Here is a 21,601-nt window from a genome sequence, read left to right on the forward strand (position 1 = left end):
GATAGATCGAATTAAATCCCTGATCATGAAACATACGCATACATCCCCACACATTATGCTGTATGTTTTTACTTCCAAGTTATGGATGATTTTGGTGATAGAATTTGATCATCAGCACATTATTTATAAACTAATATAACTGAACTTTTAGAGCTTGGAATACTAAAAGCAGATCTTCACATGAATTTTATTTGCCAAAAAAGCAAGCCTTACCCTGTTTTTCTTCAAATTGTTTGACCCAAGTCTCATGTCGTATGAGTTCTTCAGGTTCAGGCAAAATGACTGGAAGATCAATTTGGACACGTTTTCGACCATTTTGTTGTCCGTGATTTTCATTTTGTGACAGGGCATCCATATCAAAAGAAACCTGTCCACCTGTCATGGCCAGATAGACATCTGACAAAATTTCGGCATCTAGCAACGCGCCGTGGAAAGTACGATCACGCGCAGGAATATCGTAACGTCTGACCAATGCATCTAATGAATTTTTTTGCCCAGGATGTTTGCTTTTAGCAAGAGCTAAGGTATCGGTGACATCACATACTTCTGAAAGAGTAGGTAAGCCTGCACGTTTGAACTCGGTATTTAGAAAGTTCATATCGAAGGTTGCATTATGTGCAATAATTTCTGCACCTTTGAGATAATCAAAGAGTACATCCGCAATTTCAGCATATTTAGGCTTGTCTTTGAGAAAATCGTCACTAATGCCGTGAATATTTTCGGATTCACCAACGGGCTTTTCTGGATTGATATAAATATGAATAGAACTGCCTGTTAACTTACGATTGATCATTTCAATCGCGCCGACCTCAATAATGCGATCACCATCCTGAAAATAAAAACCTGTGGTTTCTGTATCTAAAATAAGTTGGCGTGGCCCTTGAACATTTAAGGTCGCTGGCGTGGTGACAATATGTGGATGTTTTTTGCTTTGTTCTATTGTTTCATTCAGCGATGAAACCGTGTCTTTGGATTCATCAGTTTCCGGTAACTCTACGTCAACCTGATCTTCTTGTAATCTTTCATTGTCAATATGTTCATCAGCTACATCTAGACCAAAAGGGTCGTCAAGCAACCAGTCATTTTCAAATTTTTTTTTTGCATCTGCTACAGATAATTGATGACCAATCCACTCAGATTGGGGAACAACAATATGTTGTTTTTCAGGTTGCAGAACGCCTAAGTTTGCCAATTGGTCTGCCATTTCGTTGCCAGTATGACCCGCATGGCCTTTAATCCAATTCCACTCGATGTCACGCCCTGTACAAACCTGATCAAGTTTTTGCCAAAGATCTGGATTTTTAACATCTTTCCAGTTTTTCTTTTTCCAGCCGTGGATCCATTCAGTAATGCCTTGTTTGACATAGTTTGAATCTGTCCAGATGATGAGTTTTGCATCTGTAGGACAGAAAGAAACACCCTCAATTGCGGCGGTCAGCTCCATGCGATTGTTGGTGGTTTCAGCTTCACCACCAAAAAGTTTATGTTCGCCATCTTGGCTAATAATATAAGCACCCCAACCACCTAAGCCAGGATTACCTTTACAGGCACCATCAACATAGAGCGTGATTGTTTGTGAGATCATATTGAACCTAAAACTAAAAAAATGGACTTAACTTCCCGTATTGTATATGCAAATCGTGGTTTTCGAGCCATTGATTCGCTGTTTTTTTTAATTTCTTGTAACATTTCCACGCAAATCACGTTAAATTATTGCCTTGTCTCAGCGTCATGCTTCACTACAATGGCATATCAAAGAATTAAACTTTACGCGAGTTGTTTGGAACATTTTATGTATAAACCGACCAATATGGTGTGGCAATTTCCCGCAGCATCACTTTTTAAAATTACGATATTGGCTTCTGCTTTGGCAGCAATGGGTCTAACCACTGGCTGTTCTTCAACTCCTCAGACTGCAAAAACAAAAACATCAAAACAAGTAGGCTCAGGTTATCTGGATGCCAGTAGTCTGGATTCGCTTGAAGATTTACTTTCTGCAACAGATATGCGTGCTGTAGAAGGGGATCGTTTACTGATTTTAAAACATGGCGACGTATGGAAACGTATGACCGTAGGTTTTAAAATGGATTTAAACCATTGGGATCCACGTATTGAAGCGCAGCGTAGCTGGTTTATTTCACGTCAGCCGTATTTGGATCGTTTAAGTGCGCGTGCTAGTCGTTATTTATATCACACCGTAAAAGAAGCTGAACGCCGTGGTATTCCAACCGAACTGGCTTTGCTCCCTGTGATTGAAAGTTCATACGATCCAGCTGCAACGAGTAGTGCAGCAGCCGCAGGTCTGTGGCAGTTTATTCCAAGTACAGGTCGTATTTATGGTTTGAAGCAAACCAGTCAGTATGATGGTCGCCGCGATGTTGTCGAATCAACCCGAGCAGCTTATGAGTTCTTAGGCAGTTTATACAATCAGTTCGGTTCATGGGAGTTGGCTTTGGCAGCTTATAACGCTGGTCCAGGCCGTATTCAGCAAGCGATCAATCGAAATCAGGCAGCAGGGTTGCCAACAGATTATTGGTCACTCAAATTGCCGCAGGAAACCATGAACTACGTTCCGCGTTTTCTGGCAGTTGCTCAAATTATTAAAAATCCAAAAGCTTATAATGTAAATTTACCCCCTATTGCCAACCGTCCTCACTTCCGTGAAGTCACGTTAGGTGCACCAGTCGATTTGAACCAAATTGCTTCTTTGACAGGATTAAGTCGTACTGAATTGTATGCACTTAACCCTGGTTATCGTGGTGAGCGTATTGATCCAGAAAGCCCGATGCGGATTTTGATTCCTGCGGATGTCAATCCATCAGTCGATGCCAAGCTCAAAGCTTTAAAAGCATCCTCTGGGTTTTGGGCAAGTAATACGACTACACCTGCACCAAATGCCAATGTAACCGTGAGCACATCAACTCGTGGTTCAACTCAAACTGTAACACCAAGTCGTACTCAACCTCCTGTGATGACAGCAAGTAGCAGTAGTCGACCTTCAACCACAAGTAATGTTATTTCCTCGATTACTCGGCCTTTAAAAACCACACCGCGTAGTGCTGATGAGTTGGCTGCGTTTGCGGCCAGTGCGGATATACCAAGTGCACCACGTATTCCTGTTGCAGTAACTCCTGCGACAAATGTTAAAGCTGTTAGTGCTGAGCCGCCTATTTCTAAAGCTGAGCGTGAACAAATTGTGACTTTGGTCAAACAGGAAGGGGGAAAAGAAACTGTTAAACAGGCTCTCGAACCACAACCGACACAGGCTGAGAAAGATCAAGTGGTTGCTGAACTAAAAGCGATTGCACCTAAAGGTACAGAAATTGTCGATCCTTATGATGGTAAAATCAGGTTAACTGCGATTCAAACTAGTCAGTCCGTTGCTGATACAGAAGGTAAGGAAGTCACCAAAGGGTTTGCTTATCCAAAAGCAGTGGCTGAAACAGTGAGTGCAGACAGTTATGAAGCACAGAATAATCAGGGTAAACCCTATATCAAAACTGATACTGATATCGTGGTCGTTCAACCTTCTGGAAAACGTTCAACTTACACTGTTCAGGCTGGAGATACTTTAGCGATTATTGCTGCAAAAAATGGTGTGAGCTGGCGTGATATTGCTAAATGGAACCAGATTGACCCAAACAACACCTTATTTGTTGGTGCAAGTTTATATCTATATGATGCAAAGCCACAGGCTATAGATCGACCTTCTACTCCTAAGCCAGAGGTCAAACCTGAAAGCTATACAGTAAAAGCCAATGACAATTTGACAGGCGTGGCCGATCAATTTGGTTTAACTGTTAAGCAATTGGCAGATTATAATAATTTGTCTGTAACCAGTGGTTTGTTTGTTGGTCAGAAGTTGGCGTTAAAAGATAATACGACCTCACGTAATGCACATACCATTACTACTAGCCGTAATGATGTGAAAACGAATGAAACCAGGAGCACACGTGTTGCGACCAAATCCTATACAGTCAAACGCGGCGAATATTTAAAACTGATTGCAGATCGTTACGCTTTATCCAATCAGGAATTGGCTGATCTAACCTCAGGTCTAACCGCGACTAGTAACTTAAATGTGGGACAAAAAATTAATGTTCCATTGCATGAAGTAACTGCTCAGGACAGTGACAAAGCTGAAACAAAAGAAAGCCGTAGTAATGCGTCTAGCCAGATTAAAACCGAAAATTATCAAGTGCAGCGTGGCGATACTTTATCCAGTATTGCAAGCAAGTCGAAAATGAGCTTGGCTGAACTGGCAAGCTTGAATAATATTGCAGCTAATAGCGGTGTTCGAGTTGGACAGACTTTAAAAATTCCTGCGGGTTCTACCACCCCTGAGCAATATACTGTTCAAGCGGGTGATAGTTTAAATAGTGTAGCCAATAAGTTTGATTTAGAGCTTGCTGATCTTGCTGAACTCAATGGTTTAAGTCGTAACGCTGGATTACGCGTAGGGCAGCGTTTGAAACTAACAGGTGAAATTTCGCCTTCGGCTAAGGTTGAGTTACAAGAGACTTCACCAGAGACGCATACTGTTAAATCTGGTGAGACACTTGCCAGTATCGCAAGTCGCTATCATCTTCAGTTAAATTATCTGGCTGCTTTAAATGGTTTAAGTCGTAACTCAAATGTACGTGTTGGACAAAAGTTAAAGATAACCGGCGATTTGCCTAAACCTGAAACTGCCAAAGAGGACAGTCCCAAAACATCCTCTAAAAGCAAAGCATCTGCCAATACTGAATCTTATACAGTGAAGTCGGGTGAATCCTTAAATAGTATTGCTAGTCGTTTGGGCATGAGTGCAAAAGATTTAGCGGATTTAAATAATTTGAATGCGCGTGCATCTTTACAGCGTGGACAATCTTTGCAAATTCCAAAAACCATTACCGAATACACTGTTAAGCGTGGCGACACTTTAATTGGTTTAGCAAGTAAGTTTGGTATGGCAATTGCGGAGTTGGCTGATCTTAATGATCTGAAACAAAATGCGCAGCTTCGTATTGGCGATGTGATTAAAGTTCCGAACTTATAAGTTGCATCTGGTGATGGATTTTATTTCAGGACGAAACTCGCAAAGCAGACAAAACAAAATAATGTCTAAGGTGATAAAAAGTGCTGTATTTGCAGTTACTTTTTATTGCAGTGCGGGAAATGCTGCGGTGCAGACGACACCCTATATCGCCATCCATTCAACTGCAAAATATAGTGGATTGGTTCATATGCCTTATGCCAATCCGCAGGCACTAAAAGGTGGAATACTCAGTCAATATAGCAATGGTACTTTTGACAACCTCAATAGTATGAATGGTAAGGGTAGTTCAACGGATGGTGTAAATTTTATCTTCGACTCTCTGATGTCGACTTCATTGGATGAACCCGCGGTGATGTATCCGCTTTTGGCAAAAACGGCAACCTTTGACCCTGAACATACCAATTTTGTTATTTTTGATTTAAATCCAAAAGCTAAGTTTAGCAATGGTCAGCCCCTCACCGCAGAAGATGTTAAATTTAGCTTTGACACGTATCAAACCAAGGCTAATCCGGGCTTGCAAATGTACATTGCAGACTTAGCCAAAACCGAGGTGCTGTCTAAGTATCAAGTGAAATTTAGCTTTAAGTCTGAAAATAACGCTGAAATGCCGTTGATTTTAGCGACTCTCCCGATTTACTCCAAAAAAGACTGGAAAAATAAAGATTTTAGCCGCGTCACCATGGAGCCGATTTTAGGGTCAGGTCCTTATCTGATTGAGCGGATCGATGCGGGACGCAGTATTACTTATAAACGTAATCCAGATTATTGGGGTAAAGATTTAGCCGTGAATCGTGGGCGTTATAACTTTGATCGCCTCAAATATGTTTATTACCGTAATATGGATATTGCCTTTGAAGGATTTAAGTCTGGGCAATATACATGGCAAGAAGAATTTACTGCCAGAAAATGGGTGACAGCTTATAATTTTCCAGCCATGAATAATCAAATGGTCAAAAAATTTGAGTTTAAACATCGTAATCCAATGACCATGCAAAGCATTGTATTGAATAGTCGGCGCGCCCCGCTCAATGACATTCAATTTCGTCGTGCTGTGAGTTATGCCTATGATTTTGAATGGCAAAATAAAGCATTGTTTTATGGCAAATATCGACGTTTACAAAGTCATTTTGATAATAGCGAATTGGCTGCGACAGGAAAGCCTTCAGCAGCAGAGATTAAAGTCTTGGAGCCTTATCTATCCAAGTTAAATCCGATTGTGAAACAAGGGGTGTTGTCCGATTGGAAATATCCAACCAGTGATGGTAGTGGTTTCAATCGTCATAACTTGTTAACAGCAAGACAGTTATTGATCAATGCTGGTTATAGCGTTAAAGCAGGTCAATTACGTGATCATCAAGGCAAACCGATTCAGTTTGAATTGTTAATCCATCAAGATGGCTTACAGCGTACACTTATGCCATTGGTGCGAAATCTTAAACGTCTCGGAATTACAGTATCGATTCGACAGGTCGATGTGCCACAGTATTTAGAGCGTATGCGCCGTAATGATTTTGATTTAACTACAATGGCGATGCCGCAGTCTCTAACCCCAGGAAATGAACAATTTCAATTCTGGAGTAGTTCTGCCGCAGATCAGGTAGGCAATTATAATTTCGCGGGCATTAAAGATCCTGTGATCGATGCAGTCATTCAAAAACTGGTGAAATCTTCTAGTCGTGAGGAATTGATTACCAATACAAAAGTGTTAGATCGTTTGTTACGTGCAGGTTATTATCAAATCTTAACCTATGGAAAAGGTGAAAACTGGTATGCCTATTGGGATATGTATGAGCATCCACAAACTTTACCTAAACTTTCGGTCGGATTAGATTATTGGTGGTCAAATCCTAAAAAAGCTCAAGCTGTTGCAAATTATTTGCGCAGACAATAAATCATCAAAAGACGCCAAAGGAACCAAATATGGGCACCTATATTATTAAGCGACTTTTACTCATTGTTCCGACTTTATTTCTGATTTTATTGATTAATTTTTTGGTGGTTCAAATTGCACCAGGTGGACCTGTTGAGCAAGCAATTCATCAGGCTGAAAATTTTCAGGGAATGAATAATACAGGCGGTGGTGAAACAGTAAGTGTTGCAGCTGATCGGTCGTATCAGGGGGCTAGAGGTCTAAGTCCTGAAATGATTGAACAGATAAAAGCCCAGTATGGTTTTGATAAATCTGCACCAGAGCGCTTTTGGTTAATGCTCAAAGGCTATGTTACGTTAGATTTTGGCACGAGTTTCTTTAAAGATAAACCAGTAACTCAATTGTTGTATGAAAAAATGCCAGTGACCATTTCACTTGGGCTTTGGAGTACCTTACTGATTTATTTAGTATCAATTCCACTTGGAATCCGCAAAGCCAAACAGCATGGTTTATTTTTTGATAAATCAACGTCTATGTTGCTTGCAGTCGGGTATGCTGTGCCAACTTTTGTGTTTGGTGTGTTGTTAATCGTATTCTTTGCAGGTGGTTCCTATTTTCACTGGTTCCCATTGCAAGGCTTAGTCTCTGAAAATTTTCAACAACTTAGTTTTTTCGATAAAATTAAAGATTACTTTTGGCATATGACTTTGCCTTTGTTAACAATGGTCTTGGGTGGTTTTGCAGGCTTAACTTATCTGACTAAATATTCTTTTATGGAAGAATTGAATAAACAATATGTACTGGCAGCACGTTCAAAAGGTTTAACTGAAAATCGGGTTCTTTATGGACATGTCTTTCGCAATGCAATGCTGATTGTGATTGCGGGTTTGCCAGAAGCACTGATTGGAATTTTCTTTGTCGGCAACTTATTTATTGAAATCATTTTTAATCTGGATGGCGTAGGTTTACTCGGCTTTGAGGCGATTACCCAACGCGATTATCCCGTAATTTTTGGTACTTTATTTTTATTTACCTTGCTCGGTCTGGTTTTAAGGCTAATCAGTGATGTGTTGTATCAGGTGATTGATCCGCGGATTAACTTTGAATCACGAGGAGCTAAATAATGTCTCCTTTGATGCAGGCGCGTTTTAAACGCTTTAAGCAAAATCGTTTGGGTTTTAGCTGTTTTATTTTATTTGTGCTTATTTTTATTTTGTCGTTGAGTTCAGAATTTATTGCCAACGATAAACCGATTTTGGTCAAATACGATCAGACCTATTATTTCCCCGTTATCAAATCCTACCCAGAAACAACTTTCGGTGGTGTATTTGAAACCGAAGCGGATTACAAAGATCCTGCGGTACAAAAGCTGATAGATAATAAAGGCTGGGCAGTATGGCCGCTGATTCCCTTTGCTTATCAAACTCCAAATTTGGATCTGGCCGTACCTGTGCCATCACCACCAAGCCAACAAAACTGGCTTGGAACAGACGATCAGGGACGCGATGTATTGGCACGGATTCTTTATGGTTTGCGTGTATCGTTGATCTTTGGTTTTGCCTTAACTTTCCTTTCCGCTGTAATTGGAATCATTGTTGGCGCAATACAGGGCTATTACGGCGGATGGATTGATCTTATTGGTCAGCGTATTCTTGAAGTGTGGGGTGGTTTACCCATGCTGTTCATGGTCATGATTTTGGTCAGTATGTTTACCCCAAATGTGTACTGGCTTTTTTTGATTATGTTACTTTTTGGTTGGCCTGCTTTGGTCGGATTGGTTCGAGCAGAATTTTTGCGGGCAAGAAATTTCGATTATGTTCGTGCAGCACGTGCTTTAGGGGTAAAAGATCGAACGATTATGTTTCGGCATATTTTACCCAATGCCATGAGTTCAAGTTTATCGCAACTTCCTTTTATGCTAACCGCAAATATTACTGCACTGACCGCACTGGACTTTTTAGGCTATGGTTTACCGCCTGATGCTGCTTCATTAGGTGAGTTATTGCTACAGGGTAAAAATAATTTAACCGCACCATGGCTAGCGTTATCTGGATTCTTTAGTTTGGCTCTGGTGTTATCACTACTTATCTATGTCGGGGAGGCAACGCGTGATGCATTCGATCCAAGACGACAATAATCAAATGCAGCAAATGACCTGCCTGAAAGTAAGTGGCTTACATATTGAAAATGAAATGGGTCAAGTTTTGGTTCAGCAATTGGATTTTGAGCTAAAACAGGGTCAAACCCTGGCGATTGTGGGTGAAAGCGGTTCAGGAAAGTCAATTAGTAGTCTCGCCTTACTGGGACTACTCCCTCAGCATTTAAAGATAGAAGGCAAAGCTTTATTTGAAGATCAAGATCTACTGCATTTGAATCAAACGCAATATCGACGGATTCGTGGTCAAAAAATTGCCATGATTTTTCAGGAACCGATGACGGCCTTAAATCCGTTGCATCGGGTAGAAAAAATTGTGGGTGAAACCTTGATGTTAAAGGGATGGTCAAAGCAGCAAGTTCGAAAGCGTGTGCTTGAGCTACTTGAAGATGTGGGGATTCCTGAGCCTGAAACTAAGTTGAGACGTTATCCGCATGAATTATCGGGTGGTCAAAGACAACGAGTCATGATTGCGATGGCGTTGGCACAAGAGCCTGAGATTTTAATTGCTGATGAGCCAACGACTGCATTGGATGTTACTTTACAGGCACAAATTTTAAGTTTGCTTAAAACTTTGCAGCAAAAACGAAATATGTCGATGATTTTGATTAGTCATGATTTGAATCTGGTGAAGCGTTATGCTGATCAGGTTATTGTGATGAATAAAGGGTATGTTGAAGAACAAGGTCAAGTACTGGATATTTTTAATCATCCTAAAAGCACGTATACGCAACATTTGCTTAATCATGACTTTGGCCGTGCATTAAGTGTAAATCCTGAATTGCAACTGCTTGTACTTCAACAATTGGGAATCAAGTTTCCGATTAAACAAGGTTTGCTTAATCGTATAAAAGATTATGTGGTTGCATTAGAACCGATGGATTTAGTGCTCCATCAGGGAGAGTCGATAGGCATTGTGGGAGAGAGTGGATCGGGTAAAACCACACTTGCGCTAGCGGTGACCAGATTGATTGAAAGTGATGGACAAATTATTTTACTTGGTCAGGATTTAAATCATCTCAAGGAAAATCAATTACGACCATTACGTGCAGATTTTCAAATAGTGTTTCAGGATCCCTTTAGTAGTTTAAATCCACGAATGACAGTCGCACAGATTATTGGTGAGGGGTTGGTTATAAAACAGACTAAAGCCAACGAAATCGAAGGTTTAATTGATGATGCATTGATGCAAGTGGAATTGCCGACTGAATTTAAACACCGTTATCCGCATGAATTATCAGGTGGACAACGCCAGAGGATTGCATTAGCGCGTGCATTAATTTTAAAACCCAAACTTATTATATTGGATGAGCCAACTTCTGCACTGGATCGTACGACACAGCGTTCAATCGTCCAGTTATTGCGCCGTTTACAACAAGAGCAGCAGTTTAGTTACTTATTTATTAGTCATGACTTACAAGTCGTCCGCGCTCTATGCCAAAAAGTTTTAGTATTACGTCATGCAAAAGTCGTGGAATATCAAGATACTGAACAATTATTTTTATCGCCCCAATCAGAGTATACACGGCAGTTGATTGCTGCAAGTCAATATTAAACTTTTGCATATAATTGACATGTGATATTGTCAATTTGTACATATAAAATGACTTTAACGCATTTTTTAATTCAAATTGGAGTAATGGCTCCGATTTTTTAAAAGAGAAAAACATGACACAGATCGCCGATTCAATTCAAATCAGAAATACCACATTTAAAAATCGCTTAATTAAAGGTGCGATGAGTGAAGCACTTGCCAATGATGCAGGACAACCCAATCAGTTGCATCTTGGGCTTTATGAAGCATGGGCGAAAGGTGGTCTAGGCTGTGCCATTACAGGCAATGTCATGGTAGATATCCGTGCTAAAAATGAGCCTGGCGTTGTGGTAGCTGAAAGTGAACGTGATCTAGTTGAACTAAAAAAATGGGCTGATATTGGCAAGCAGTACGAAATGGTACAGTTAATCCAGTTATCTCATCCAGGGCGTCAGTGTCCAAAGGGATTGAATAAAGAAACTGTTGCACCTTCTGCTGTGCCATTTAGTCCTATGCTTGCCACAATGTTTGGAACACCTCGTGAGCTTCGAGAAGATGAGATTCTGGATATTATTCAGCGCTTTGCGAAAGCCGCAAGTATTTGTGAAAAAGCAGGTTTCGAGGGCGTACAGCTACATGGTGCACATGGTTATTTGATCAGTCAGTTTTTATCACCATTGACGAATAAGCGTCAGGATCAATGGGGTGGCTCGATTGAAAATCGTATGCGTTTTCTGCTAGAAATTTATAAAGCAGTACGTGAAGCAACTTCAGAAAATTTTATCATTTCAGTCAAACTTAACTCGGCTGATTTTCAACGCGGCGGAATTACTGAAGAAGATGTAATTACAGTATTTAAAGCCATTGACGCCGTTGGAATCGATTTAATTGAAATATCTGGCGGAACTTATGAAGCGCCTGCAATGGCTGGCGCGAAATCGGAAAAGCGTAAAGCCAGCACTATTGCGCGTGAAGCATACTTTTTAGACTTTTCTGAGAAAATTCGTCAGCAGGTGAAATGTAAGCTTATGGTGACGGGCGGTTTTCGTACAGTTGCAGGTATGAATGCTGCATTAGAGAGTGGTGCTTGTGATTTTATTGGTATTGCTCGCCCGTTTGCAGTAGAAACAGATTTGGCGAATCGTTTAATTGCAGGTCACGATGTGAAGTATGCGGTTAAACCTATAAAAACAGGTTTACCTTTCGTCGATAAAATGGCGATTATGGAAATTATCTGGTATGCAGCGCAGTTTAGGAGTATCGGTAAAGGAAAAAAACCGAATCCAAAATTATCTCCGCTTTTGGTCTTTTTAAATTATGCCAAAGGTAATATCAAAGCGGTCATTAAAGGTCAGGTCAATTCACGTAAGTCTGCATAATGTAAAAAAAGGGATTCTTGAGAATCCCTTTTTTATGATCTTAAATTTTATAGATACTTAGATTTACTTAGAAAAAAGCCACTATCATGATGTAGTGGCTTTTTAGAATCTGGCGTCCCTACGGGGATTCGAACCCCGGTTACCGCCGTGAAAGGGCGATGTCCTAGGCCTCTAGACGATAGGGACGTTGAGGATGGCGGTATATTAAGAATCTGCCGTTAAAGTGTCAAGTAAGTAAGGTGCGAGTTTGTTCAAAATATAGCAAAACAGTTCAGCTGTTTTCTGTGTATCGTACAAAGCAGAATGTGCTTCTTTGCCATCAAACTCGATTCCAGCTTGAATACAGGCTTTTGCCAACACGGTTTGACCAAACATGACTGCACTTAAAGTGACTGTATCAAAAACCGAAAAGCTATGAAATGGATTTTGATTTTTAGTGGATGTGCGTGCGATAGCCGCTTGTAAAAAGCCAAGATCAAAATGTGCATTATGACCAACCAATACCGCATGAGTACATTGCTGTTGGCGACGAACGTCATTGATTGATTTAAAAATACGTCTTAATGCTGTTTTTTCATCTTCCGCCATTGCAACGCGCATTGGATTAAAGGGGTCGATGCCAATAAAATCTAAAGATCTGCGATCCAGATTAGCCCCTTCAAATGGATTAATATGCGCATGATAGGCTTCACCTGGTACGAATTGACCTGTTTCGTTATAAACGATAGGAATACATGCGATTTCAAGTAGAGCATCGGTTTGTGAATTAAAACCTGCTGTTTCAACATCAACCACGACAGGTAAAAAACCACGGAAACGCTGTCCTATAACAGGTGGAGCGCTAATTTGTTGGTTCACACTTTCCTCCATTGAAGAGTTTTACCTGCATAAAGTGGGATAATATTTTCACCATCCAGATATTCAAGTTGTTCTGGAATAGTGTGTTCCTCTCTGACCAAGGTGATCGTCGATGTATTGCGCGGTAAACCGTAAAAGTCAGCACCAAAGTGGCTAGCAAAGCCCTCAAGCCGTTCAAGTTTACCCATTTGATCAAATGCTTGTGCATATAGTTCAATTGCTGTGGGGGCGCTATAACAGCCTGCACAGCCACATGCATTTTCTTTGGCATTTTTAGAATGGGGTGCGCTGTCAGTCCCTAAAAAGAATTTAGGGTTGCCACTGGTTGCGACTTCAATCAACGTTTGCTGATGAGTTTGACGTTTCAAAATAGGTAAGCAATAAAAATGTGGTTTAATTCCACCAACCAACATGTCATTACGATTAAACAATAAATGCTGAGGCGTAATGGTTGCTGCTACATTACGATCATGTTCAAGAACAAAATGTGCTGCCTCACTGGTCGTAATATGTTCCAATACTAATTTAAGTTTTGGAAATTGTTTTAATAATGGAGACAACACTTCATCAAGAAAACGCTTTTCACGATCAAAAATATCAACGTGATGATGAGTAACTTCACCGTGTAATAACAATGGAACCTGATGTTCTTCCAATTGCTCAATCACTGCATACACTTTGCGAATATCACTGACACCATTATCTGAATTGGTGGTTGCACCTGCTGGATATAATTTAATCGCATTGACATGCTCTGAAGCTTTAATTTTACTCACTTCATCTGGAGATGTGTGATCGGTAAAATACAAGACCATACGTGGATCAAAGTTTATCCCTTCAGGTACATGCGCCATAATGCGTTCACGATAAGCCTGAGCTTCTTCGACTGTTTTTACAGGTGGAACCAAATTAGGCATACAGATTGCGCGGGCAAATTGTCGAGCTAAATCAGGAACAGTACGTTGTAGTGCTAAACCATCACGTAAATGAGCATGCCAGTCATCGGGCTGAAGAAGAGTAATAGTATCCAAGACGATTCAAACTGAAAAATAAAACAGATGATAATCCATATACGTCCAAAATGGTAAACAGTTTTATGGATAAAAAGCGAAATCGGTTTGATAAAATTCACGATAAGTGTGCTATTTTTATTCATATAAGGATAAATTCTTGCAGGGTGTAATGGATTACAAATACAACCTTGACGAGCTGCATCAAACAAAAGAAGAAATTGAAAAGCTTTCGCTTGTACGTGAAAAACTGACGAATCGCGCTCTACCAAAGGTATTGGAAAAGCAGTTCTGGAAGATGCATATTGAACGTACGCGTTTGAATACCATTCAATTTTTTTGGAGTGGTCTCGTCACTTATATTATTTTCATGCTGTTTACAGTGCCAGGCGATTATATGGTTATTGAGCAGCGCTATTTTGTTTCGGATTTTATTCGATGCATTTTAAGCGTGATCAATGGGGCAGTATGTTTATTGACTTATTTTGCCTTTGCCATGATTCCATCATTGAAGCCTTATTTTTATAAAGCAGCATGTTTTATCGTACTTTGGGCAATCGTTTTAACCTCAATTCTGATGATGACTGTTCAAAGCGAGGCACTCAAAAATCAAGCCATGCTATTGATCTCATTTATATATATGTTGGGTTTTATCTTGAGTGGACTAAAACCAATACATATGCTGATGGTGGGAATGGTATCTGCATTGATCACTTTGGCATGGCTTTCGATGTTTAATGTCTATTTTCATCTGATAATTTTAACCAGAGCATTAATTGGAAGCTGTTTACTTGGATTTGCCATTAGTTCAATGCTGGTGTCTAAAGAAAGAATGTTGTTTTTGAATGCAAAATTGGCAGAAATTAATGAAAATATACAAAGAATTCACGCCTCTGAATTTTTGCATTTGAGTCAGCATGATGGATTAACTCAAATTTCCAACCGTCGTAGTTTTGATGAAATGCTCGATGTATTTTACTTACAGACCCGAAGAGATAACAGTTCGTTAGGAATTCTGTTTATCGATATCGATTTTTTTAAAAATTATAATGATTTTTATGGACATCAGCTTGGAGATCATGTCATTGCTAGTTTAGCAAAAGCCATTAAAAATTCGATCAGGCATATGGATTTTGTAGCGCGTTATGGCGGAGAGGAGTTTGTGGTGTTATTGCCAGAAACCGATGCACAAGGGGCTTATGCGGTTGCATCCAATATTTATCGTTCCATTGAAAGACTTGAAATTCTTCATGAAAAATCAAATGTTTCAAATCAGGTCACCATTAGTTTAGGAATTACAGTGTATAGGGGAGAACCCAATATCGATCAGAAAGAATTACTTTCTTATGCCGATCAAGCATTATATCGAGCTAAAAAACTGGGTCGTAATCAGATTTATTATCATTCTTTGCGCGGTAACAAGGTTTAGCCAATAAAAAACCAGTTTCTAAAACTGGTTTTAAATAGTAGATTTAGGGCGTTAAGTACTTTTCAATATATTCTTCACGTATTGCTGCACGTTCTTCTAATGGTGCTTTTTGCATCCGTTTACGTAAATCGTTCCTTTCCTGAGTACTCATTTTTTGCCAAACATCACGCATTTTTTGCTTTTCTTGTTCGGGGAGTTGGGTAAACCAGTCCATGCGTTGCTGTAAATCAACAGTCTGATCTTTTGGTGCATCTTTCAAAGATTCATAGCGTTTAATCAATGCACGTTGTTCATTTTCAGATAATGTATTCCACGTTTCATTTACCTGAGAATCTGCACTTTTTGAAAATATCCAAAAGCGTTCAAACCCAGCGAAACTGGTTTGTAAAAAACTAAGCGCACAAAGTGCTAGTGCTATTTTTTTAGCTACCATGCGGAACTCTGTCCTCACCTAAAACACTCAGCATCTCTAGATCTTCAACCATTTGTGGTGAAAGTTTTGGACTTGCAATCACCTGATTTTGTGGCTTATCCGAAGCATCAAAGCTATTAGGCAAGATTACAAATCCTGTAATGGCAGCAGCAAGAGCAAATCCAGACATTCTCCATATACTATAAAAAGAACGTGGTTCTTGTTTGATCGTGTCCAAAACATGGGCGATGACGATCGGTTTGTGCTTATGATGACGAGCAAGTCCATCAAGCTTGGACGTTATCTGCTTGGTAAAATCATCTCGATTCATCTGATGAACCTCCCAAAGATGGATTTAAATGAGCTAAAGCAGTACGAAGCCCCTGAATTGCACGATGATAGTGCGTTTTTACACTGCCTTCACTACAATTCATAATTTGTGCAGTTGTTTGTGTATCAAAGCCTTCCCATGCACGTAGCATAAATGCTTGTTGCTGACGTGGTGGAAGTTCTGCAATGGCTTCCTGAATTTCTTCAATGGTGACTTCTTGACTCAAAAAATCAGAAGGATTGAGCGTAGTTTCATCCACAATCTCAATAACTTCGTCATTGTCACTGTCTAGACTCACCTTTTTAAAAAACGAAAAAGGGTTGGAGCGGCGCGCTTCTTTACGTCGCCAGTCCTGTAATTTGTTATTTAAAATCGTGTAGAACAGGGGATACCATTCATCAAGGGTTTTATCGGCATAAGATTTGTGTAAAGAAATAAAAGCTTCTTGTACCAAATCCATCGCAATACCTTGCTGACCCTGTGTAGCACTTTCCATCATGACCAGCGCGCGTCCTGTGACCTCATTCATAAAAAGTTTCAGGCGTTGTTCAGCCGTATTCACATGAACACTATCAACTTTAGATCCAGACTGCTTTGGCGCTAAGTCCATAGAAATGGAAAATCCTGTCATTCGATCCCCATTCTTCCTTTTTAACAGTTACCTACTATATAACGCCAAAAAGAAAGAATAGGTTGACAATATAAAATGTTATTTTTACAGGTTTAAGTTTAAATGATTTTTCCCAATGATTAAGCAGCTTTAATATAAATTAACGTTTTTTATAGCCGTTGGCGCACCATTTCAAAAAAGCAAATTGATCCTGCAATAGCCACATTAAGCGACTCCTGACCGCCAGGTTGTGGAATCGCGAGTGCTTGTGCATGTGCCAAAGCATAATCTGAAACGCCTTGACCTTCGTTACCTAAAACCCAGACGCAAGGAGTCGTCAAATCTTGTTCATAAAGGCTATTTGATTGATGTGAACTTGTGACAAATACTGGAATATGAAACTGATCAAGCAGCGTTTCGAGTTCAATATTTTCAAAAGTATATAAACTAAAATGAGCACCCATTGCCGCACGTAAAACTCGAGGTGACCATAGTGAGGCCGATCCTTTAGTACAAATAATTTGTTTAATATTGGCGGCAGCAGCGGAGCGTAAAAGGGTACCAACATTGCCAGGATCTTGAATGTTTTCCAGAATAAGCGTATCTGCGTGAAAGTCCAGTGCTTTGCTACTTTGCGGTAAGTCAATTACAGCAAGGCAGGCCAAACTGGTTCCCAGTGTACTAATATCTTTATATAAAGACTCACTGATGACAAAAACTGAGCCATTGTACTGTTCAATAATCGCTTGTAAATCTGAATGCTCTAAAGCAGCTTCAGTGGTAAAAAGGGAGACAAGTTTGCCTTTTTCCTGCAACCATGACAGGCACAGATGAGTTCCCTCAAGCACCGTTTGACGTTGTTTTTTTCGGTAGGCTTGTTGCTCAATAAGACTGCGCAAATGCTTAATTTTAGCGTTGTCTTTGGATTCAAGAAAAATAATAGCCATAAAAGAAGATCCACGATGATGCTGTGATGCATCATCGCTATAAAAATAATTAATGGTAACTGGTCACCAGCTCAACTTCTTGTTTAGAGCCAATGATCACAGGTACACGTTGATGTAATTCGGTTGGCTGAATGTCTAAAATACGGGCACGGCCTGTCGTTGATGCGCCACCAGCCTGTTCGATCAGCATGCTCATCGGATTTGCTTCATACATTAAGCGTAAACGTCCTGCTTTCTTCGGATCCTTTAAATCATAAGGATAAAGGAAAATACCGCCACGACATAAAATACGATGAATGTCGCCTACCATACATGCGACCCAGCGCATATTGAAGTCTTTAGCGCGAACTGAGGTTTTCCCTGCAAGAAGTTCATCAATATAACGTTTTACAGGTTGTTCCCAATGACGCTGATTAGATGCATTAATGGCAAATTCTTGTGTCTCTTCACTGACTTTGACTTGATCCGCCGTCAGAATAAATTGTTGACTTTCTGGATCAAAAGTAAAGAATGCAACGCCATTGCCAACAGTTAAAGCCAACATCGTAGATGGGCCATAAAGAACATAACCTGCTGCAACTTGTTCAGTTCCAGCTTGCATGAAATCAGCCGCTTGAGTGACTGCATTTTTGGCAGGTAAAATTGAAAAGATGGTACCGACGCACATATTGATATCAATGTTGCTAGAACCATCAAGTGGATCAAATAACACCAAATATTTACCGTTTGCTTGAGCTGGTGTGAAATCATCTAATTCTTCAGATGCCAAACCACCAACATGTGGGTGAACTTTTAATGCATCAATTAAATAATCATTTGAGATAACATCTAATTTTTTCTGAGTTTCACCTTGAACGTTTTCATTTTCTGCACTACCCAAAATGCCTGCCAAAGCACCTTTTTGTAATGCCTGATCAATAGTATTACAAGTAGCGGCAATGGTTTCAATCACTTGAGCAAGTTCAGGTGTCAAATGGCCTGATTGTTGTTGTAAATATTGCGTCAAATTCAGGTTTGACATACAGGAAAACTCCAAAATGAAAAGGGTCGTTTAGAAATGGCTATAGTGTAGATGAGATCGACCTAAAAGAAAAATTATATGACTTTATTTGTTGCGATTTTATGCTTGCAAGTGTACAGCAACGTGTTATGTTGAATAATAATAAGGATGTGAAAAGTCAGTATAAGTATGAGAGGAGACGAGGCATGACGACCAAAACCTTCGGTGCGATGCCAACCCCAAATGAACCGATTAATCTCGACGAAATTTCAAAAGAGTCTGTAGATGAAGCGTGGAAAGGGTATGAGGCGAAACCTGAATACAAAGAGTTTAATAAACACGATTTGATTGAATCCATGCATCCGCCTAAAACAGAGCAGGAACAACAAAGCCCATAAGTTAAAAAATCGCTTAAAGTCTATTGCTTTAAGCGATTTTTTTCACCCTAAGCGATTATTATTTCAATAGTGGTGGAACAGCTTCGTAGTTAATTTCTACACGGCGGTTTTCTTTCCATGCCGCTTCATCATGACCTGAATTTACAGGCATTTCTTTACCATAACTCACCGCTTCTAATTGTTGCGGATTGACACCATTGGTAATCAAAAAGCTCTGAACGGCTTTGGCACGGCGCTCACCTAAAGCCATGTTGTATTCACGTGTACCACGTTCATCGGTATGTCCAGTGAGCGCAACACGTGAATTTGCATTAGCCATTAAAAACTGAGCATGCGCTTGTAGCGTTTGATAGTCTTCAGAAGATAAGTCACTGCTGTCATAATCAAAGTGAACCACACGTTTTGCAAGTGCAGCACGATTTGCAGCAGTCACGCCTTTTGATGACGCACCTGTCAGGTTTTGTGCATTTAATGCAGCATCGTCACTCAAACCAGACGTATTGACTGTGCCAGCACTATTTGGATTATTTCCTGCTTGAATTTCAGCAGCAGGTTTACGGCTTGCACAGCCTGTCATAATGACAGCAGTTGCGAGTACGGGTAAAACGAATAACTTAACAGCTTTCATTGTGATCTCCATCTAATTCAGTTAAAAAATAAAAGTGCTTCATCGTGATTTAGGCGGCCAATTATTATTTGGGTGCCCAAGCGGGTTCACGAACTTCGCCTTGTTCACTTGGTAAATTCATGCGGAATCGGCCATCTGTCGACATCACAGAGAGTAGGCCACGATTACCTTCGCGAGTGGCATAAACCACCATTTGCCCATTTGGTGAAAAACTTGGCGATTCATCTAAACTGGTTGGGGTCAAAATATTTACGATGCCTGTTGAAATATTCATAATGGCAACTTTGTAATTGCTACCAGATGGGCGATGCACCAGTGCAATATTTTTTCCATCTGCACTTAAAGTTCCGCGGGCATTGAAAGCACCTCGGAAAGTAAGTCGGTTAACAGAAGCATCATCAAAACTATAGCGATAAATTTGTGCTGAACCGCCGCGATCAGAAGTGAAGATAAAAGATTTGCCATCTGGCGCGTAACGAGCTTCTGTATCAATCGCGCTGTCATTGGTCATACGTTGCAGTTGACGTGTTTCCAGATTCATTTGATAGACTTCTGGGTTGCCATGCATAGATGCAGTAAACAACATCGACTTACCATCAGGTGAGAAACTTGGCGCGCCGTTTAGACCTTTAAAGCTAGCCAACACTTCACGTTGACCTGTTGCCAAATCTTGTAAATAAATCGCTGGACGCTTTGTTTCAAATGAAACATACGCGATTTTTTTGGCATCTGGTGTCCATGCAGGTGAAAGAATAGGATCACGCGAAGACAACACGGTTTTGGGCTGCTCGCCGTCAGTATCTGCAATTTGTAAAGTATAACGCTGTTCAGGGGTAACTGGATTACGTAGGACATAAGCAATACGACCACTAAAGTCACCCTGAATCCCTGTTAATGCCTGATAAATTGCATCACTGATCATGTGTGCAGCTTGACGCACACGCGAATTGGGTACGGTTAATAATTCATTCAGCAAAAACTGCTTTTTTTGTACGTCATAAAGTTGATAATGCACTTCAGAGCTATTATTGGCGGCAGGCTTGATATTTCCCACGACAACATAAGGAATACCAGCCGCTTGCCATGCATCTGTCTGAATCTGATCAATTGCACCTGTAACAGGTAAATTGTTTGATGCACTGGTAAAACGACCAGAACGGTTTAGGTCATTTTCAACAATAGGATAAATGGATTGATCATTGGCAAAGGGAACAATCGCAATTTTAGGTGCTTGTTCTGGTGCTTTGGCGATTTCAAGATGCAGTTGTGCAAATGCTTGGGGAACAAAAGCTGAACTCAGTGCAGTAATGATAGCGATTGATAAGAGATGTTTGCGATTCATATCCATAGTCGTATTGTGAGAGCGGCTCATTTTTGTGGAATAAAAGTATTTAGCATAATTACAGGGTCAAAATCCATTTAAACCATGTAATTATGACCAAAATATTATTTAGCAGTAAATGTTGATGTGAAAGTTCTTGCTTCACGACGTGCATCTGCATCAGAAGGCATCGGGTAAGGTGCGGCTGCACGAACAGCAGCTTCTACACTCGCTTTCATATCTGGATCGCTTGCATTTACAATCACGGAGGCAACAGCACCACTATCGGTTAAGGTGACGCGCGCAGTTGCTTTTTTACCAGATGATCCCATTGGAATATCCCAAGTGCGATAGATTTTCTGCTCAAAATCACGTTTTGCTGTAGATGCAATTTTTTTAGCGTCAGCTTTTTTCTGGGCAGCTTCTTCAGCGGCTTGCTTGGCAGCCGAGGCTTTTGCTTCCGCATCTGCTTCAGCTTTTCGTTTGGCGTCGGCCTCTGCTTTAGCTTTGGCATCCGCTTCATGTTTTGCTTTGGCTGCTGCATCTGCTTTAGCTTTGGCATCTGCTTGTTGTTTTGCCTTTGCTGCTGCATCAGCTTTTGCTTTGGCATCCGCTTCATGTTTTGCTTTAGCTGCTGCATCAGCTTTTGCTTTGGTATCGGCCTGCTGTTTCGCTTTTTCC

General features: G+C 40.4%; 19 protein-coding genes and 1 tRNA gene. 8 read left to right on the forward strand and 12 right to left on the reverse strand.

Annotated features, from left to right (window positions below; translation table 11 throughout):
- Positions 1-187 precede the first annotated feature (187 nt).
- The gene (gene dnaQ, locus A7A69_RS15455) at positions 188-1,582 is read right to left on the reverse strand and encodes a DNA polymerase III subunit epsilon (RefSeq protein ID WP_187349246.1); all 1,395 of its coding nucleotides are present in this window, start codon (positions 1,580-1,582) and stop codon (positions 188-190) included.
- Between the two features lie 210 nt (positions 1,583-1,792).
- Here dnaQ and A7A69_RS15460 point away from each other — a divergent pair, with 210 nt between their 5' ends.
- The 6 genes from A7A69_RS15460 (at position 1,793) to A7A69_RS15485 (ending at position 11,976) form a co-directional block, all read left to right on the forward strand.
- Entirely contained in the window at positions 1,793-5,038 is a 3,246-nt protein-coding gene (locus A7A69_RS15460; protein ID WP_152878543.1) for a LysM peptidoglycan-binding domain-containing protein, read from the forward strand.
- A gap of 61 nt (positions 5,039-5,099) precedes the next feature.
- Entirely contained in the window at positions 5,100-6,929 is a 1,830-nt protein-coding gene (locus A7A69_RS15465) for an extracellular solute-binding protein (protein ID WP_241675277.1), read from the forward strand.
- Positions 6,930-6,958: 29 nt separating this feature from the next.
- Positions 6,959-8,032 (forward strand): microcin C ABC transporter permease YejB, encoded by a 1,074-nt coding sequence (gene yejB, locus A7A69_RS15470; RefSeq protein ID WP_120370228.1) that lies wholly within the window; start codon positions 6,959-6,961, stop codon positions 8,030-8,032.
- Complete coding sequence (locus tag A7A69_RS15475) at positions 8,032-9,045, forward strand: ABC transporter permease (protein ID WP_151981107.1); 1,014 nt, start codon at positions 8,032-8,034, stop codon at positions 9,043-9,045. Before yejB ends, A7A69_RS15475 begins: the two co-directional genes overlap by 1 nt.
- Complete coding sequence (locus tag A7A69_RS15480) at positions 9,020-10,618, forward strand: ABC transporter ATP-binding protein (RefSeq protein WP_152878549.1); 1,599 nt, start codon at positions 9,020-9,022, stop codon at positions 10,616-10,618. Before A7A69_RS15475 ends, A7A69_RS15480 begins: the two co-directional genes overlap by 26 nt.
- A 113-nt stretch (positions 10,619-10,731) precedes the next feature.
- Entirely contained in the window at positions 10,732-11,976 is a 1,245-nt protein-coding gene (locus A7A69_RS15485; RefSeq protein ID WP_152878545.1) for an NADH:flavin oxidoreductase/NADH oxidase family protein, read from the forward strand.
- Positions 11,977-12,086: 110 nt separating this feature from the next.
- Here the strand turns inward: A7A69_RS15485 and A7A69_RS15490 are convergent.
- From A7A69_RS15490 to pyrC, 3 genes are all read right to left on the reverse strand, one after another.
- Positions 12,087-12,162, reverse strand: a tRNA-Glu gene (locus tag A7A69_RS15490).
- Between the two features lie 18 nt (positions 12,163-12,180).
- Positions 12,181-12,846, reverse strand: a complete 666-nt coding sequence (gene rnt / locus A7A69_RS15495; RefSeq protein WP_120370224.1) for a ribonuclease T — start codon at positions 12,844-12,846, stop codon at positions 12,181-12,183.
- The gene (gene pyrC / locus A7A69_RS15500; protein WP_120370223.1) at positions 12,831-13,865 is read right to left on the reverse strand and encodes a dihydroorotase; all 1,035 of its coding nucleotides are present in this window, start codon (positions 13,863-13,865) and stop codon (positions 12,831-12,833) included. The genes rnt and pyrC overlap by 16 nt, the downstream gene beginning before the upstream one ends.
- Positions 13,866-14,016: 151 nt before the next feature.
- On the opposite strand from pyrC, the gene A7A69_RS15505 reads away from it, so the two are divergent.
- Entirely contained in the window at positions 14,017-15,273 is a 1,257-nt protein-coding gene (locus A7A69_RS15505) for a diguanylate cyclase (protein WP_151981127.1), read from the forward strand.
- A gap of 43 nt (positions 15,274-15,316) precedes the next feature.
- On the opposite strand, the gene A7A69_RS15510 is transcribed toward A7A69_RS15505, so the two are convergent.
- From A7A69_RS15510 to A7A69_RS15530, 5 genes are all read right to left on the reverse strand, one after another.
- A complete protein-coding gene (locus A7A69_RS15510; protein ID WP_120370221.1) occupies positions 15,317-15,706 on the reverse strand; it encodes a DUF3106 domain-containing protein in 390 nt (129 codons plus the stop codon).
- A complete protein-coding gene (locus A7A69_RS15515) occupies positions 15,696-16,016 on the reverse strand; it encodes a hypothetical protein (RefSeq protein ID WP_151981104.1) in 321 nt (106 codons plus the stop codon). The genes A7A69_RS15510 and A7A69_RS15515 overlap by 11 nt, the downstream gene beginning before the upstream one ends.
- Positions 16,003-16,626 carry an RNA polymerase sigma factor gene (locus A7A69_RS15520; protein WP_151981103.1) on the reverse strand — a complete coding sequence of 208 codons (624 nt, stop codon included), beginning with the start codon at positions 16,624-16,626 and terminating at the stop codon, positions 16,003-16,005. The genes A7A69_RS15515 and A7A69_RS15520 overlap by 14 nt, the downstream gene beginning before the upstream one ends.
- Positions 16,627-16,796: 170 nt before the next feature.
- Positions 16,797-17,573 (reverse strand): TrmH family RNA methyltransferase, encoded by a 777-nt coding sequence (locus A7A69_RS15525; protein ID WP_152878546.1) that lies wholly within the window; start codon positions 17,571-17,573, stop codon positions 16,797-16,799.
- Between the two features lie 49 nt (positions 17,574-17,622).
- Entirely contained in the window at positions 17,623-18,594 is a 972-nt protein-coding gene (locus tag A7A69_RS15530; protein ID WP_152878547.1) for a class 1 fructose-bisphosphatase, read from the reverse strand.
- Between the two features lie 185 nt (positions 18,595-18,779).
- On the opposite strand from A7A69_RS15530, the gene A7A69_RS15535 reads away from it, so the two are divergent.
- Positions 18,780-18,971, forward strand: coding sequence for an NF038105 family protein (locus A7A69_RS15535; protein WP_004986842.1), 192 nt, complete (start codon positions 18,780-18,782; stop codon positions 18,969-18,971).
- Between the two features lie 58 nt (positions 18,972-19,029).
- Here A7A69_RS15535 and pal read toward each other — a convergent pair whose 3' ends face one another.
- The 3 genes from pal to tolA form a co-directional block, all read right to left on the reverse strand.
- Complete coding sequence (pal, locus tag A7A69_RS15540; protein WP_120370216.1) at positions 19,030-19,599, reverse strand: peptidoglycan-associated lipoprotein Pal; 570 nt, start codon at positions 19,597-19,599, stop codon at positions 19,030-19,032.
- Positions 19,600-19,663: 64 nt separating this feature from the next.
- Positions 19,664-20,947 carry a Tol-Pal system beta propeller repeat protein TolB gene (gene tolB, locus A7A69_RS15545; protein ID WP_152878550.1) on the reverse strand — a complete coding sequence of 428 codons (1,284 nt, stop codon included), beginning with the start codon at positions 20,945-20,947 and terminating at the stop codon, positions 19,664-19,666.
- Positions 20,948-21,045: 98 nt separating this feature from the next.
- The coding region (tolA, locus tag A7A69_RS16925; RefSeq protein ID WP_241675278.1) for a cell envelope integrity protein TolA at positions 21,046-21,601 on the reverse strand (556 nt) is incomplete at its 5' end.

Source organism: Acinetobacter guerrae (assembly GCF_009372255.1).
Classification (GTDB): domain Bacteria; phylum Pseudomonadota; class Gammaproteobacteria; order Pseudomonadales; family Moraxellaceae; genus Acinetobacter; species Acinetobacter guerrae.

What these genes read in the sequence shown, in the direction of transcription:
- A7A69_RS15460 (WP_152878543.1), top strand. Translation starts at nt 1,793, where the DNA reads ATGTATAAACCGACCAATATGGTGTGGCAATTTCCCGCAGCATCACTT.
- A7A69_RS15465 (WP_241675277.1), top strand. Translation starts at nt 5,100, where the DNA reads ATGTCTAAGGTGATAAAAAGTGCTGTATTTGCAGTTACTTTTTATTGC.
- yejB (WP_120370228.1), top strand. Translation starts at nt 6,959, where the DNA reads ATGGGCACCTATATTATTAAGCGACTTTTACTCATTGTTCCGACTTTA.
- A7A69_RS15475 (WP_151981107.1), top strand. Translation starts at nt 8,032, where the DNA reads ATGTCTCCTTTGATGCAGGCGCGTTTTAAACGCTTTAAGCAAAATCGT.
- A7A69_RS15480 (WP_152878549.1), top strand. Translation starts at nt 9,020, where the DNA reads ATGCATTCGATCCAAGACGACAATAATCAAATGCAGCAAATGACCTGC.
- A7A69_RS15485 (WP_152878545.1), top strand. Translation starts at nt 10,732, where the DNA reads ATGACACAGATCGCCGATTCAATTCAAATCAGAAATACCACATTTAAA.
- rnt (WP_120370224.1), bottom strand. Translation starts at nt 12,846, where the DNA reads ATGGAGGAAAGTGTGAACCAACAAATTAGCGCTCCACCTGTTATAGGA.
- A7A69_RS15505 (WP_151981127.1), top strand. Translation starts at nt 14,017, where the DNA reads ATGGATTACAAATACAACCTTGACGAGCTGCATCAAACAAAAGAAGAA.
- A7A69_RS15510 (WP_120370221.1), bottom strand. Translation starts at nt 15,706, where the DNA reads ATGGTAGCTAAAAAAATAGCACTAGCACTTTGTGCGCTTAGTTTTTTA.
- A7A69_RS15515 (WP_151981104.1), bottom strand. Translation starts at nt 16,016, where the DNA reads ATGAATCGAGATGATTTTACCAAGCAGATAACGTCCAAGCTTGATGGA.
- A7A69_RS15520 (WP_151981103.1), bottom strand. Translation starts at nt 16,626, where the DNA reads ATGGACTTAGCGCCAAAGCAGTCTGGATCTAAAGTTGATAGTGTTCAT.
- A7A69_RS15525 (WP_152878546.1), bottom strand. Translation starts at nt 17,573, where the DNA reads ATGGCTATTATTTTTCTTGAATCCAAAGACAACGCTAAAATTAAGCAT.
- A7A69_RS15530 (WP_152878547.1), bottom strand. Translation starts at nt 18,594, where the DNA reads ATGTCAAACCTGAATTTGACGCAATATTTACAACAACAATCAGGCCAT.
- A7A69_RS15535 (WP_004986842.1), top strand. Translation starts at nt 18,780, where the DNA reads ATGACGACCAAAACCTTCGGTGCGATGCCAACCCCAAATGAACCGATT.
- pal (WP_120370216.1), bottom strand. Translation starts at nt 19,599, where the DNA reads ATGAAAGCTGTTAAGTTATTCGTTTTACCCGTACTCGCAACTGCTGTC.
- tolB (WP_152878550.1), bottom strand. Translation starts at nt 20,947, where the DNA reads ATGGATATGAATCGCAAACATCTCTTATCAATCGCTATCATTACTGCA.